The following is a 13,970-nucleotide window of genomic DNA, read 5'->3' on the forward strand; positions in this document are numbered from 1 at the left end:
AATACAAGAGAAGGTTCACTGTGTTATCAATCATAGAAAAGAAAAAAATTCTCTGCTATAATGATAAGGTAGGAGGTATAAAATGAAAGTTACAGTTTGTATGGGATCTAGATGCACAATGATGGGTGCAAATCAGATCTATGATCAATTGGAATACATAGCCAACGAGCTCTGCGGACCAGAGTCAGAACTCTGCAGCTCAAAAAATTTAGAATTAAATATTAGTAAATGTTTAAATCTATGCAAAGGAGAAAATGAAAGAAAGGCACCGATTGTGGTAATCGATGACGAAATAGTATATAACGCAACTCCACAAGTGGTAAGTGAAAAAGTTATGGAAGCATTGAGGCAAGATATATGAAAGAAAGTTATTCGAGGATAGTTGATATTAGACGTAGAGTCTTTGCAGAGGTTGCAAGGATCGCCTACAACGACTTGGATACAAGTAATTTTGAAGATGCAAGCTACAGACTTTTCCCAGGAGAGGTTGCTCAATTTAGAGAATCAATGTTTAGAGAAAGAGCCATTGCCGATGAGAGAATAAGACTTGCTCTTGGCCTTCCAATAAGAAATATCGGAGTGTATAAAAAAATCACCGATGGATTTGACAAGATTGATATTGATACCAACGCTTACGAAAAACCACTTGTAAATGTAATTAAATTTGCGTGTGAATCATGCCCTACTAGGACTATCTATGTAACGGATAACTGTAGAAGATGTATGGCGCACCCTTGTACCAACGTATGTCCTGTAAATGCAGTTAAGATTGGTAAACATCGTGCAGAAATCGATCATGACAAATGCGTAAAATGTGGAAGATGTAAAGATACATGTCCATACCATGCGATAGTCGATTTTGATAGACCATGTAGTGCTGCATGTGGAGTAGGTGCGATAGGCTCCGATGAATACAATAGAGCAGAAATCGATCAAGACAAGTGTGTTGCCTGCGGAAGATGTATTTCTGAATGTCCTTTCGGAGCGATTGCAGACAAGTCACAGATATATCAAGTAATAAAAGCTATAAAGGCTGGTAAGAAATTATATGCGGCGGTAGCACCATCATTTATTGGACAGTTTGGACTAAGTACAACTCCAAAACAAGTTTTCGAAGCTATAAAAGAGCTTGGCTTTAAAGATGTAATTGAAGTTGGTTTGGGCGCAGACCTTACGACTTTACACGAAGCCCATGAATATTTGGAAAGAGTTCCAGAAAAAATTCCTTTTATGGGAACTTCATGTTGTTATAGCTGGTCGCTTATGATTAAAAATATGTTCCCAGAACTTAAAGAACAAATCTCTGACTCAGGTTCACCAATGAGGTACACTGCAGAATATATTAAAAATATCGATCCAGAAGCGGTGGTTGTGTTTATAGGTCCATGTACTTCGAAAAAATTAGAAGCGCTGGATACAAATATAAAATCTTCGGTGGATTTTGTGCTTACATTTGAAGAATTAATGGGAATGTTCGTTGCAAAAGATGTAGAACCTATGGACATTGAAATAGAAGATGACGTAGAAGATTCATCCGCACTAGGTAGAGGTTATCCAGTAGCAGGAGGAGTAGCAGCAGCGGTTAAGAAAGTGGCTGAAGAAATAGACCCAAGTAGAGAAATACTAATCGAAGGTGCAAATTCACTTTCCGAATGTGTAAAGATGCTAAAGGTAGCAAAAGCTGGAAGAAAAAATGGATACTTGTTAGAAGGAATGGCGTGTCCTGGTGGATGTATAGCAGGAGTTGGAACTATTCAATCTACAACAAGAGTTAAGAAAAATGTGGATCAATTTATGAAAAATTCTAAGTACAAAGATCCATTTGAAAATGAAAATATAAAAGGTTACAAATTTGAGGATTAATCTGTTGAATATTCAACAGATTTTTTTTAGATTTTATGCAAGTAAAATTTTATTAGATTGACGAAAAAATTTTTTTCTATAAAATAAATTTTAAATTAAGATTAAAAATATTTATAAAAATATTTCTAATGTCAAAGAATGTCAAGAAACTGTTTACAATCTATACTAATTTGTGTTAATATGAAATTAATTAAAGGAGAAAAGAAATTTTTTTAAAGATAAATGTCAAAGAATGTCAAAGGTGATTAGATGGCAAAGATTTCAAATAATATAGAGGAGTTTTTACTACAACTTTTAGAGGAAGAAGAGGGCTCATTGGAGATACAAAGATCCATAATCGCAAAGAAGTTTGATTGCGCCCCTTCTCAAATAAACTATGTGCTTACTACAAGATTTACTCCATTTAAAGGATTCTATGTTGAATCTCGTCGTGGTGGCGGAGGCTTCATAAGGATTACTAAACTTACAATAACTGAATATGGAAGAAAGAGAGAAAATCTATTCAATGAAATTGGAGATTCTATAACTTTAGAAAAAGCACATGATATCGTGGAAGCCCTCTATGAAATGGGAAAAATAGATGATGATGAAAAGAATTTAATCCTTGTATCCATTTCCAACAGATCTCTAAATAAAATTAGAGAAGGAAAAAATGAGGTAAGGGCAGATATTCTTAAAAATATGATTGTATATGTACTGGGAGGGAAAGAGAAATGATCTGTGATAATTGTAAAAAAAGAGAATCGGTTATTTCTTTTACAAAGGTAGAGAACAACGAAGTGACTGAGATCCATCTCTGCAAGGAATGCGCAGCGAAGAAATTCAAAGGCAATTTCCTTATGATTGATGGGTTTAAGGATTTGTTTAAAGAAATATTTAATGTTGAAGAAGAAACTATAGATGAAGAAAAGACCTGCAGATTTTGCGGAAGAAAGATAAGAGAAGTGCTTAAGACTTCTGATCTTGGATGCATCCATTGCTACGATGAATTTAGAGACGAAATAAATAATTTCTTACAAAACTATCAGCTTTCATCTGTGCACAAGGGTAAGATTCCAGTTTCTAGTCCAACGGATTTAAAAGTTGGCAGAAAGATTCTTGATTTAAAAGATAAGTTGCAAGAGGCTCTAATACTTGAAAATTATGAAGAGGCAGCGATCTTAAGAGATGAAATAAAAGATTTGGAAGTGAAGAATGATACTTTATAATGCAATTAGGATTCACAGAAATGTAGAAGGTAAAAACTTCACATCCACAATAGATAACTTAGATGCAACAGAACTTGCAAATAAAATTGCAGAATCTCTCCCAAGCTTTCGTCATAAGAGACTAAAAGAACTTACAACCTATGAGCTACTAAAACTAAAGGAAGAGTTTACCACGAGTCCAAATCTTCTAAATCATGGAGAGTTCTCTTCCTATCTTGAAGATGAAGATATAAAGATTTTTCTAATGGGAGAAGATCACATGGTCATAACCACCATGGGCAAGGAAAATTTGCTAGAAGGATATAGAAAACTATCCAGACTTGACGATGAAATATCTTCAAAGATTAACTATGCTTTCGATAAGGATTTTGGATATCTTACTACAGATCCTTCAATTGTAGGTACAGGGCTCCAAGCCTTTGTAGTGATTTCACTTCCTGCGACAAAGTATTTTGGAATAAAAAATATTTCCAAATCCATAAACAGGATGGGATATAGACTGGAACCATTTAAAGTAAATAATTCTAGTTTAAATAATATTTTTGTACTAAAAAATATGGTCACTATCGGCGAATCGGAGCTAACTATAATAAATAAAATTACAAGTATTTCAAAAGAAATAGAAAGAATTGAATTAGATAATAGAAAAAAACTCTATCTCGATGACATTGCTGTTTTAGAAGACATGGTGAACAGGTCCTATGGAATACTTCGAAACGCAAGAATTTTGAAATTAGATGAGATGATAGATAATTTAACTATTTTAGATTTGGGAGTATCTCTCTCAATTATAAAAAAGAATGGAAATAGAAATTTAATAAAAAGCATAGATTCACTTACAAATGGAGCAATTCAACACGACAGAAAACAGATTTTAGATGGCAAATCACTAGATATTGTAAGGGCGAATCTAGTTAGAAAAATGATGAAGGAGGAATTTTAGTGGCGATTTTTGATAATTTTTCAGAACCGGCAAAAAGGGCGATGCTACTTGCTCAAAGAGAAGCAAGGATAAGCGGCCAATCATATATAGGCTCGGAACACTTGTTACTTGGAATTATAAAAGAAACTTCTGGAGCTGGATCTAGTATTCTTTACCAAGTTGGAATCACCTATGATCTTGCGAAACAAGAACTAGATTCTATAGTTTCAGCCAACTCTTCAGGAGAAAATCTAGGACCACTTAACTATACACCTAGAACGAAAAGAATAATTGACCTATCCTACGAGGCAGCAAGGGTTATGAACTCAAAACTTGTAGGTACAGAACATATTCTTCTTGCTATTTTAAAAGAAGGACAGGGAATAGCTGTCATGATTTTGAGAAATCTTGGCATAGATACAGAATCTCTCGAAGCATCTATTATGAGAGCACTAAATGGAAACCCAAACCAAGGCAAGAAAGAAAATAAAAAAGAAGATTCTCCAGTTGGAGAGTGGACCATTGACCTAAACGAAAGGGCGAAGGAAGGAAAAATCGATCCAATCATAGGAAGGGCAGAAGAAATCGAAAGAATTATCCAAGTTCTTCTTAGAAGAAAGAAAAATAATCCTGTTCTAATCGGTGATCCAGGAGTAGGCAAGACAGCAATAGTAGAAGGTCTAGCAGCGAGAATCGTCGAAGGAGAAGTGCCTGATGTCATAAAGGACAAGAGAATTTTGACTTTGGATGTAAGCTCATTAATAGCAGGGGCTAAGTATAGAGGAGACTTTGAAGAGAGACTTAGGACCGTAATCGAAGAAGCGACAAGAGATAGCAGCATAATTTTATTTATTGATGAGATGCATGTCATCATGGGAGCTGGCGGAGCAGAAGGAGCAATGGATGCATCCAATATTCTAAAACCTGCATTGGCAAGGGGAGAAATTAGAATAATCGGTGCAACAACCACCAAGGAATATAGAAAGCACATAGAAAAAGACCCAGCCTTCGAAAGAAGACTTGTGGCGATAAATGTAAAAGAACCGACAGAAGAAGAATCCATAGAGATTATAAAAGGTTTAAAGGCTGCCTATGAAGATCATCATATGGTAAATATTTCTGACGAAATTATAAAATCTGCGGTAGTTTTATCCAACAGATATATAAACGACAGATATCTCCCTGATAAAGCCATAGATCTAATCGATGAAGCTGCATCTAAGGTGAGAATAAAAAATATAAAGACTCCAAGATTCGTTAAAACTTTTGAAGAAAAGTTGGAGGACATAGAAGCGGAAAAGGCAAAGGCAATCTACGAACAGGACTATGAAAAGGCTGCAAGGCTAAGAGACGAAGAATCCTCAATAAGAGAATCCTTTGAGCTTAAGAAAGAAGAATATAAAAACAATAGAGAAAAACCAGATGTTCCAGTAGAAATCATAGAAGAAATAGTTTCTTCCTGGTCTGGAGTTCCAGTTACAAAACTAACTACAGAAGAAAACACAAAACTAAGAGAGTTGGATAATAATCTTAGAAGATCTGTAAAGGGACAAGATGAGGCAATCATAAGCCTATCCAAAGCAATTAAAAGAGCAAGAGTTGGACTAAAAGATAAAAATAGACCGATAGGATCATTTATCTTTGTAGGACCAACTGGAGTTGGTAAGACCTATCTATCCAAGAAGCTCGCAGAAGAAGTATTTGGAAATGAATCCAACATGATTCGTATCGACATGTCAGAATACATGGAAAAACATTCTGTAAGTAGACTCGTTGGATCACCTCCGGGATACGTTGGTCACGAAGAAGGTGGACAACTAACAGAAATCGTAAGAAGCAATCCATACTCTGTAATACTCTTCGATGAAATTGAAAAGGCTCATCCAGATGTGTTTAACATTCTCTTACAAATTTTGGACGATGGAATTTTGACCGATTCTCAAGGAAGGACAGTTTCATTTAAAGATACAATCATCATCATGACTTCAAACGCAGGTGCAACTCTTCTTAAGAATAAATCAAGTCTTGGATTTGGAACTAGCACCAAAGCAAGAGAAGAAACAGAATACGAAAAGATGAAAAATATTATAAATGAAGAACTAAAGAAGACCTTTAGACCAGAATTTTTGAACAGGGTTGACGATATAATCGTGTTTAAAGAATTGGGCAAGCCAGAAATCAAGGACATCGTAAGAATTATGCTCGATGAACTTAAAGAGAGGGTAAAGGATCTAGAACTTGATCTTAAATTTACAGAAGACGTTGTAAATTATATTTCTGAAGTTGGTTTCGATAAAGAATATGGAGCAAGACCAATTGCAAGATCTATAAGAACCAATATCGAAGACGTGCTTGCGGATAAATTTGTAAATGGAGAGATCGAAAGAGGAGATTCTGTAACCGTTTATAAGAATGGAGAAACCCTTGTAATTCGCAGGAATAAAATTAAAAATAAGGTAGTAGAAAATGTACAAGTGTAGTGAATGTGGATATACTTCTCCTGGATTTTTAGGAAAATGTCCTGAGTGCGGTGCCTGGGGCTCAATGGAAGAGACCAAGGAGGAGAAGAAAACAAAATCCGTATCAAAGACAGAAATCTTTAAATCCAAAGGCTCAAAACCTTTAAAAGATGTGGAAGCATTAGAAGGCGAGAGAATCCTCACGGGAGTTTCTGAGTTTGATAGAGTAATGGGCGGGGGAATTTTAAAAGATTCCCTCACCATTTTAACTGCAAGACCAGGAGCAGGTAAGTCAACCCTTCTTCTTCAAGTTTCAAATATATTGGCCTCAAAAGGAAAAAAAGTGCTCTACGCATCTGGAGAAGAATCTGCAAGTCAAATAAGACAGAGGGCGAAGAGAATCGTAGAAAATATTTCTGATAATCTCTTTGTAATCTCAACTAATAACCTTGTGGATGTGCTAGATGAAGTGGAGAGTTTGGACTGCGACTTTGTAATCGTCGATTCAATACAGACTTTTATCATCCCAAATATCGAATCGAGGGCAGGTTCACCGACACAGATAATGGAATCAATTCACATGCTAATGAATATGGCGAAGAACGAAAGTAGACCAAGGGCAGTCTTTATAGTCGGACAGATGACGAAGGAAGATTCACTTGCGGGAGTGAGATCTCTAGAACACGCGGTGGACACAGTGCTTTTATTATCAGGAGAAACCTATGAAGAGTTAAGGATACTTTCCACAACTAAGAATAGATATGGAAGCACAGGAGAGATGGGATTTTTCAAAATGGATGAAAAAGGTCTCACCTCTATCGACAATCCTTCAGAATACTTCATGACAGAAAGAGATAATGGAAGAAATGTTCCAGGTTCAGCACTATCTGTAACGAGGGAAGGTACAAGACCAATCATACTAGAAGTAGAATCATTGGTATCAAAATCATTTATGCCATATCCGTCAAGAGTTTCAGAACATCTTAGAAAGGAACAACTTTTTACACTAATATCAATCCTTGAAGAGAGAGGGGAAGTTCCAATGATGGATAAAAACGTGGTTGTTAAAACTACTGGAGGGATAAAACTTCAAGATACCGCATCCAATTTATCGGTTATTGTAAGCATCTATTCAAGTCTTGTAGGTAAGCCAGTAAAAGCATCAAGCGTTTTTATTGCAGACGTAGGACTTACTGGAGAACTAAAAGTTTGTCCGTCCATAGATGTAAGAATCTCCGAAGCAAGACGCATGGGCTTTAAACATATTTACGTTCCGAAAAATATTAAACAAGAATCGAAAGATTTAGTAAAATTAAATCACATAATGGAAGTTTTGAAACATTCAATAGAAGAGTAACCAAGGGCAACCTTGGTTTTTATATTGCAATTAAAATTTCTTTAAAATTTCTTAATTAGTAGGGTACTTTCAATATGTTATAATGAAATTATAAGAAGTATGAGCTTTGCAAAAAAATATTTAAACAATCTTTAGAAGAAATCTAAAAAATTATTGAGTTTGAATAATTATTCTAATATTATTAACTTTATTTTCATATATTTATGCTAAAGTAGTACCATACTTATAGGAGAAGATTATGTTTAAAAAAATTTTTAATTTATCAAATAAAAAATCAAATACACTTATAACCATAGATAGACAATACGGATCCAAGGGCGATTTAATTGCCCAGAAGCTTGCAACTAGACTTGAAGCAGAATATTTTGATGAAAATATAATTGAGCTTAAGACTTTGGAAACTCAGGTAGATTTAAGTTCTGTGTCCAAGGATGATTCATTTTTAAAAGGAACTGTCTATGATCTATATAGGGAGAATGATTCCTATTCAGAAGAAGATATGATGATCTCTGACGCAAGATTTTTGGCAGAGGCTAAAACCATAAGAGATATTGCAAAGAGCAGAAATGCTATTATCCTAGGCAAGTGCGCAGGATATGTACTTAGAGATTACAAACCACTTAATATATTTATAGCGGCAGACTTTGAGGATAGAGTAAAAAATATTATGGATCAGATGAGCTATGATGAAGAAAGGGCCACTAGTAAGATAAAGAAGATGGATATGAGGCGTATTAATCACTACGAAAGATTTACAAAGGGCAACTTTGGACAAGCATCAGAATATGACTTCACAATCAACACCTCTAAGTTTTCTGTGGATGAAATAGTAAACATAATCATAAGTCTAAAAAATAATTATTAAATAGATTAGAAATATAATTTCTGAATAAATAAAAAATCCCCTTAAAATAATAAGGGGATTTTCTTGTTTTAAAACTTTAAAAAATATTAAATTATAATTAAAAATTTAATTTTTAGCTTTTAAAAATTTTTCAAATTTTGGGTAGATGATTGCTAGTACTGCACATGTAAGCACTAGTTCTGGACCCATGTAGGTTACGTTGTAGATGAATGAATAATAGTATGGATTCATTCCTTCTGGTGCGTAGATATACCAAACGAACGCTCCTGAGATAAATACAGAAATAAATCTTAAGAAAATTGCAAGAGCAGCACCCATTGTGGCTTTTACTCTATCTCCTCTTATAGCACCTGCGAATCCTAAAACTCCAAATCCAACTAAGTAATCAAAGATTATAGATAGTGGATGTAGAGAAAATCCTCCACTTAGTAAGAATTTTAGAACTCCAAAAGTTGTACTTGCTAGAAGTCCGTTCTTAAATCCCCATTTTTGTGAATAGAGAATAAGCGGTAACATTGCAAGTGCGGTAACTGAACCGCCTTGTGGCATCCTCCAGATTTTAATATAATCTAGAACGATACTTAGTGCGATGAAGATTCCACCTTCAACGATTCTTAATAAATTTGATCTTTTCATTTTTCCTCCTCTTATTAAGAGGGGACCTGTTCGCTACGCCGGCATTACCCGGATCAGCTCTAGGGTCGGAATTAAATCCCTCTCAGCGATGGCTCCCCTTAAAATATATTTAATACTCACTTATGGAATAGAAATGTTCTCCATCTCCATCCATAAAAGTAGGTATTCCAATTTTATTATTTTTTTTGATCTCATCGAAATATGGATCAGAATCTCTATATTTTAAAAATTCTTTTAAATTTTTCATAGAGCTTGTAATATCTACAATTCTAACTTCTTCATTTAGTTTCTTTGCGTACTCAACTGCAGGTGGGCAATGAGGGCAAAGGCTTGAGATAAAAAGTGTCTTCATTTTACTTTCTCCTCTATATTTTGTAAGTGATAAAAAATATTAAATTTATTTCACTAATTTCTATAATAACACTAAAAATTATTTATGTACAGTAGAGGGGTTTCATTTATAATCTTATAAATTTTGAAAAATAGCAGCTCATGTGTTAAAATAAAGACTTAGGTAATAATTACATAGATAATTTGAAAAATATTCACAGATGTGAAACTAATTATAAAGAGGTGACTGATGAAGAAACTTATAAAAGTTTTCTTTGTTTTAGTAGTGCTGTCATTGTCAGGATTACTAATATTTTTATATGCAACTAAGCCAGGAATTGCCAAGATAGGCGTGGATAAACTTAAAAGGCAGACGGAAGAAAAAGAAAAACAAAAAAATATTTTCGACAATAAAAAGAGGATAAACATACTCTTACTTGGTGCAACGAGCACTTCTACTCTTGCAAATCCAGAGTCAAAAGAGAGAGGTCAATCTGATACAATCATGCTTATCTCTATTGACGCTATAGAAAATAAGGTACAAGTTTTATCAATACCTAGAGATTCATGGGTCAAGATAAAAGGTCATGGCGAGAGAAAAATAAATGATGCATACGTACTTGGAGATGTTCCTCTAGCTGTAGATACTATCGAAAATTTACTTGATACATACATTGATCACTATGTGGTAGTTAAGTATGATATCATCGAACAACTTGTAGATGCACTAGGTGGAGTGGATATCGAGTGGAATAGACCTGATTACAAGTACGAAGACAACTGGATCTATCCGCCTCTTAAGATTGATTTAAAGAGAGGTACAAATCACTTAAATGGTAGAGAAACTGTTGCCTATTTAAGAGCAAGAAAGGCTTATAGGGATTCTGACCTTGGAAGAATAGATGCTCAACAAGGTTTCCTTATGCAAATATTCAAGGAGTTAAAATCTCCAAGCACCATTCTATTAGTTCCAAAACTTTTGGAAATGGCTGTTAACAATGTGGAAACTGATTTAAGTTACGGTGATATTGCATATCTTGCAACCTGGGGACTTAAATTAAATAGCCCCGATATTAGAATGGATAAAATAACTGGTGACTTTGTTAAGAAGACTCAAAGCGGTGTTCAGGTAGATGTTATAGATCTATACAAGACCCAAGCAATTAAAAAACTTCACGAGTTTCCATTTAATTTTGTGATGCCTGATAGGACACAAGAAATGGAAAGCATAACTGTAGGTAATTAAATTTAATATAAATATTTTTAAAATTTACCTTGACATTACTTTCTCTATGATGTAAACTTCTTAAGAACAAAAAAGAAGATACATTTTAGGAGGATAATAATGGTTAGGAATTTGATTGAACCTCGTGATTTCACAACTGAAGAGTTAAGTAGACTTTTTGATCTGGCTGATGACATTATTTCAAACCCACGTAAGTACATGGATGTTTGTAAAGGATATGTCTTAGCCAGTCTTTTTTTTGAGCCTTCAACTAGAACCAGACTTTCATTCGAAACTGCAATGAATAGACTCGGTGGTAGAGTAGTAGGTTTCTCAGATGCAAAAGTTTCTTCAACTTCAAAGGGAGAATCACTAGTAGATACTCTAAGAACTGTAGAAAACTACGCGGATATCTGTGCGATGAGACATCCTAAGGACGGGGCAGCACTACTTGCTACCAAGTACTTAAAAACTATGCCAATTATAAACGCTGGAGATGGAGCCCATAACCATCCAACTCAAACTTTAACAGACTTACTTACTATAAGACATTATAAAGGAAGATTTGACAACTTAAAGATAGGATTCTGCGGCGACTTAAAATTCGGTAGAACCATCCACTCACTTGTAAGGGCGATGAACAGATATGACAATGTAAAATTTGTATTCATAAGCCCAGAAGAATTAAAGATGCCTAAGATTTTTAAAAGTGAACTACCAGAAAATTCTTATACTGAAACAGATGACTTAGAAGGAAGCATAAAGGACCTAGACATCCTATACATGAGTAGAGTTCAAAAGGAAAGATTTGTTTCAGAAGAAGAATATGTAAGATTAAAAGATTTCTTCATACTTAACAAAGAAAAACTAGACCTAGCTAAGAAGGATATGATCGTTATGCATCCTCTACCAAGGGTAAATGAAATTTCATACGATGTAGATGATGATGAAAGAGCAGTATACTTCCAACAAGCAAAATTCGGAATGTACGTAAGAATGGCACTTATAATGACACTTCTAGGATTGGAGGCATAAAATGATAAATGTATCAAAGATTAAAAAAGGAATCGTACTAGACCATATAGTTGCAGGGGATGGAATCAAACTTTTCAACGCGCTTAAACTAAACGAAGTTGAAGACCCTGTAGTTCTTATGCAAGGAATAAGATCAACTTCCATGGGAAAGAAAGATCTTATAAAGATAGAAACAGATTTTAAACTTGACTTCACAGTACTAGGACTTATAGCACCACACACCACTGTAAACATTATCGAAGACGGAGCAAGGGTAGACAAGATTAGAATGGAACTTCCAGAAGAGGTAGAAGGAGTAATCCATTGCAAGAACCCTAGATGTATTACTAACGACCAAAAAGTAGAAGAACACAAATTCTACTTAGTTGACAGGGAAACCAAAGAGTACAGATGCGAATATTGTGACTCTATAACACAATTTGAAGAAATATGATCTGCAAAGTATTAAAAAATATAGATATTGACGACAGATACTTTTTTTTAAAGACAGACTTTGAAGTTGAACCCAAAGCTGGACAGTTCTACATGCTTAGATCCTGGGAAAATTATCCGACATTATCCAGACCAATTTCCATTTACAATGCAGAAGACGGACTTGAGTTTCTAGTTGAAGAAAGAGGAGTTGGAACGAACCTTCTAAGAAATTTAAAAGAAGGAGACTTAATAAAAGTTTACGGACCATACGGAAATTCATTTGATATAGATGTGGACAAGGTGGCACTCGTCGGTGGAGGAGTGGGAACAGCTCCAATGTATTTAACTGCAAAGAAAATAAAAGAAAAAAATAGAGATGCAAAAGTAAAACTCTACCTTGGACTTGATGAAGTTACTAAACTTGACGAGATGTTCTACGACTTAGAAAAATTGGGAGTGGAAATCTTTGTTAAAAGAGGTGGATTTATAACTGATATCATCGACTTCAAAGAAGAAAAATTAATCTACGCCTGCGGACCAGAGGCTATGCTTGAAAATATAACTAAGCTCTCTCTAAAAGAAAATTCTACCTGCTATGTATCCCTTGATACGAAGATGGCATGTGGAGTGGGAGCCTGCCTTGGATGTACTTGCAAGACAAAGAACGGAAACAAAAGAACTTGCAAAGAAGGACCAATATTCTTAGGAAGTGATATTTATGAATAGACTTGAAACAGAATTTTTGGGAGTAAAATTTAAAAATCCTCTAGTAGGTGCTTCCGGAACGTACGGTTATGGCGAAGATTACAAGGATTACTATCCAGTAGATTTAATCGGTGGTATCTCATCAAAAGGAGTCACTTTCAATCCAAAGCCAGGCAATAGTGGAATCAGACTTCAAGAGACACCATCTGGACTTCTAAATAGTATTGGACTTGAAAATCCTGGTATTCATGAATTTGTTAAACACGAATTAAAAGATATGACAAACCTAGGTCCAAGAATCTTTGTAAACTTAGGTTCAAATACCTTGGATGAGTATTTAAAATCAGCTGAGATATTAAACGATTATGAATTTGATTTCATAGAGCTAAACATTTCCTGCCCGAATGTAAAAGAAGGAGGAATGGCTTTTGGAATCAAGTGCGAATCATCAGAGATGATAACTAGAAAGATAAAAGAAATTTCTAAACATAAAATTGTCGTGAAACTCTCTCCAAACGCAGAAAATATAGTGGAAAATGCACTTGCAGTTGAAGAGGGTGGAGCAGATGGAATCTCCCTCGTAAATACATTCTTAGGCATGGCGATAGATTTAGAAAAAAGAAAACCAGTCTTTGACAATGTATATGCAGGACTTTCAGGACCGGCGATAAAACCGATAGCCCTTAGAATGGTGCACCAAGTTGCCCATGCAGTTGATATACCTGTAATGGCAATTGGAGGAGTAGCAGGATATAGGGACGTACTAGAATTTATAATGGCTGGGGCAAAACTTGTGCAAGTTGGCACATATAATTTTATGAATCCTTATGGAGTTAAAGAAATCCTAGAAGATTTAGAAAAATATCTAGAAAAAAATAACACCACGATAAAAGATATATACAAAATAATTTAACAAAAACAAAAACACACTGGATTTTCAGTGTGTTTTTA

The 13,970-nt window shown here is 34.8% G+C and carries 15 protein-coding genes; 13 read left to right on the forward strand and 2 right to left on the reverse strand.

The window, feature by feature from the left end; genetic code table 11:
• Positions 1-82 precede the first annotated feature (82 nt).
• From HMPREF9225_RS05330 to HMPREF9225_RS05365, 8 genes are all read left to right on the forward strand, one after another.
• Entirely contained in the window at positions 83-361 is a 279-nt protein-coding gene (locus HMPREF9225_RS05330; RefSeq protein WP_008901929.1) for a (2Fe-2S) ferredoxin domain-containing protein, read from the forward strand.
• Positions 358-1,863 carry a 4Fe-4S dicluster domain-containing protein gene (locus HMPREF9225_RS05335; RefSeq protein WP_008901930.1) on the forward strand — a complete coding sequence of 502 codons (1,506 nt, stop codon included), beginning with the start codon at positions 358-360 and terminating at the stop codon, positions 1,861-1,863. Before HMPREF9225_RS05330 ends, HMPREF9225_RS05335 begins: the two co-directional genes overlap by 4 nt.
• A 249-nt stretch (positions 1,864-2,112) precedes the next feature.
• Positions 2,113-2,580 carry a CtsR family transcriptional regulator gene (locus HMPREF9225_RS05340; RefSeq protein ID WP_008901931.1) on the forward strand — a complete coding sequence of 156 codons (468 nt, stop codon included), beginning with the start codon at positions 2,113-2,115 and terminating at the stop codon, positions 2,578-2,580.
• Positions 2,577-3,071 (forward strand): UvrB/UvrC motif-containing protein, encoded by a 495-nt coding sequence (locus HMPREF9225_RS05345; protein WP_008901932.1) that lies wholly within the window; start codon positions 2,577-2,579, stop codon positions 3,069-3,071. The genes HMPREF9225_RS05340 and HMPREF9225_RS05345 overlap by 4 nt, the downstream gene beginning before the upstream one ends.
• The gene (locus HMPREF9225_RS05350) at positions 3,058-4,014 is read left to right on the forward strand and encodes an arginine kinase (RefSeq protein ID WP_008901933.1); all 957 of its coding nucleotides are present in this window, start codon (positions 3,058-3,060) and stop codon (positions 4,012-4,014) included. Before HMPREF9225_RS05345 ends, HMPREF9225_RS05350 begins: the two co-directional genes overlap by 14 nt.
• Positions 4,014-6,473, forward strand: coding sequence for an ATP-dependent Clp protease ATP-binding subunit (locus tag HMPREF9225_RS05355; protein WP_008901934.1), 2,460 nt, complete (start codon positions 4,014-4,016; stop codon positions 6,471-6,473). Before HMPREF9225_RS05350 ends, HMPREF9225_RS05355 begins: the two co-directional genes overlap by 1 nt.
• Positions 6,460-7,809, forward strand: a complete 1,350-nt coding sequence (gene radA / locus HMPREF9225_RS05360) for a DNA repair protein RadA (RefSeq protein ID WP_008901935.1) — start codon at positions 6,460-6,462, stop codon at positions 7,807-7,809. The genes HMPREF9225_RS05355 and radA overlap by 14 nt, the downstream gene beginning before the upstream one ends.
• Before the next feature lie 238 nt (positions 7,810-8,047).
• Positions 8,048-8,674 carry a cytidylate kinase-like family protein gene (locus HMPREF9225_RS05365; protein ID WP_008901936.1) on the forward strand — a complete coding sequence of 209 codons (627 nt, stop codon included), beginning with the start codon at positions 8,048-8,050 and terminating at the stop codon, positions 8,672-8,674.
• 105 nt (positions 8,675-8,779) lie between these two features.
• Here HMPREF9225_RS05365 and thiT read toward each other — a convergent pair whose 3' ends face one another.
• Entirely contained in the window at positions 8,780-9,310 is a 531-nt protein-coding gene (gene thiT / locus HMPREF9225_RS05370; protein WP_008901937.1) for an energy-coupled thiamine transporter ThiT, read from the reverse strand.
• A 109-nt stretch (positions 9,311-9,419) separates the two neighbouring features.
• On the reverse strand, positions 9,420-9,662 hold the full coding sequence (locus HMPREF9225_RS05375; RefSeq protein ID WP_008901938.1) for a glutaredoxin: 243 nt from the start codon (positions 9,660-9,662) through the stop codon (positions 9,420-9,422).
• Positions 9,663-9,890: 228 nt separating this feature from the next.
• Here HMPREF9225_RS05375 and HMPREF9225_RS05380 point away from each other — a divergent pair, with 228 nt between their 5' ends.
• The 5 genes from HMPREF9225_RS05380 (at position 9,891) to HMPREF9225_RS05400 (ending at position 13,932) form a co-directional block, all read left to right on the forward strand.
• Positions 9,891-10,886, forward strand: coding sequence for an LCP family protein (locus tag HMPREF9225_RS05380; RefSeq protein WP_008901939.1), 996 nt, complete (start codon positions 9,891-9,893; stop codon positions 10,884-10,886).
• A 99-nt stretch (positions 10,887-10,985) separates the two neighbouring features.
• A complete protein-coding gene (pyrB, locus tag HMPREF9225_RS05385; RefSeq protein ID WP_008901940.1) occupies positions 10,986-11,900 on the forward strand; it encodes an aspartate carbamoyltransferase in 915 nt (304 codons plus the stop codon).
• Between the two features lies 1 nt (position 11,901).
• A complete protein-coding gene (locus HMPREF9225_RS05390; protein ID WP_008901941.1) occupies positions 11,902-12,333 on the forward strand; it encodes an aspartate carbamoyltransferase regulatory subunit in 432 nt (143 codons plus the stop codon).
• Positions 12,330-13,040, forward strand: coding sequence for a dihydroorotate dehydrogenase electron transfer subunit (locus HMPREF9225_RS05395; protein WP_008901942.1), 711 nt, complete (start codon positions 12,330-12,332; stop codon positions 13,038-13,040). The genes HMPREF9225_RS05390 and HMPREF9225_RS05395 overlap by 4 nt, the downstream gene beginning before the upstream one ends.
• Positions 13,033-13,932, forward strand: coding sequence for a dihydroorotate dehydrogenase (locus HMPREF9225_RS05400; RefSeq protein WP_008901943.1), 900 nt, complete (start codon positions 13,033-13,035; stop codon positions 13,930-13,932). Before HMPREF9225_RS05395 ends, HMPREF9225_RS05400 begins: the two co-directional genes overlap by 8 nt.
• Positions 13,933-13,970 lie beyond the last annotated feature (38 nt).

The sequence above is a fragment of the Peptoniphilus duerdenii ATCC BAA-1640 genome (assembly GCF_000146345.1).
Lineage (GTDB): Bacteria > Bacillota > Clostridia > Tissierellales > Peptoniphilaceae > Peptoniphilus_B > Peptoniphilus_B duerdenii.

Bases quoted from the DNA above. Each gene is read 5' to 3' on its own strand.
- HMPREF9225_RS05330 (WP_008901929.1), top strand. From the start codon at position 83: ATGAAAGTTACAGTTTGTATGGGATCTAGATGCACAATGATGGGTGCA.
- HMPREF9225_RS05335 (WP_008901930.1), top strand. From the start codon at position 358: ATGAAAGAAAGTTATTCGAGGATAGTTGATATTAGACGTAGAGTCTTT.
- HMPREF9225_RS05340 (WP_008901931.1), top strand. From the start codon at position 2,113: ATGGCAAAGATTTCAAATAATATAGAGGAGTTTTTACTACAACTTTTA.
- HMPREF9225_RS05345 (WP_008901932.1), top strand. From the start codon at position 2,577: ATGATCTGTGATAATTGTAAAAAAAGAGAATCGGTTATTTCTTTTACA.
- HMPREF9225_RS05350 (WP_008901933.1), top strand. From the start codon at position 3,058: ATGATACTTTATAATGCAATTAGGATTCACAGAAATGTAGAAGGTAAA.
- radA (WP_008901935.1), top strand. From the start codon at position 6,460: ATGTACAAGTGTAGTGAATGTGGATATACTTCTCCTGGATTTTTAGGA.
- HMPREF9225_RS05365 (WP_008901936.1), top strand. From the start codon at position 8,048: ATGTTTAAAAAAATTTTTAATTTATCAAATAAAAAATCAAATACACTT.
- thiT (WP_008901937.1), bottom strand. From the start codon at position 9,310: ATGAAAAGATCAAATTTATTAAGAATCGTTGAAGGTGGAATCTTCATC.
- HMPREF9225_RS05375 (WP_008901938.1), bottom strand. From the start codon at position 9,662: ATGAAGACACTTTTTATCTCAAGCCTTTGCCCTCATTGCCCACCTGCA.
- HMPREF9225_RS05380 (WP_008901939.1), top strand. From the start codon at position 9,891: ATGAAGAAACTTATAAAAGTTTTCTTTGTTTTAGTAGTGCTGTCATTG.
- pyrB (WP_008901940.1), top strand. From the start codon at position 10,986: ATGGTTAGGAATTTGATTGAACCTCGTGATTTCACAACTGAAGAGTTA.
- HMPREF9225_RS05390 (WP_008901941.1), top strand. From the start codon at position 11,902: ATGATAAATGTATCAAAGATTAAAAAAGGAATCGTACTAGACCATATA.
- HMPREF9225_RS05395 (WP_008901942.1), top strand. From the start codon at position 12,330: ATGATCTGCAAAGTATTAAAAAATATAGATATTGACGACAGATACTTT.
- HMPREF9225_RS05400 (WP_008901943.1), top strand. From the start codon at position 13,033: ATGAATAGACTTGAAACAGAATTTTTGGGAGTAAAATTTAAAAATCCT.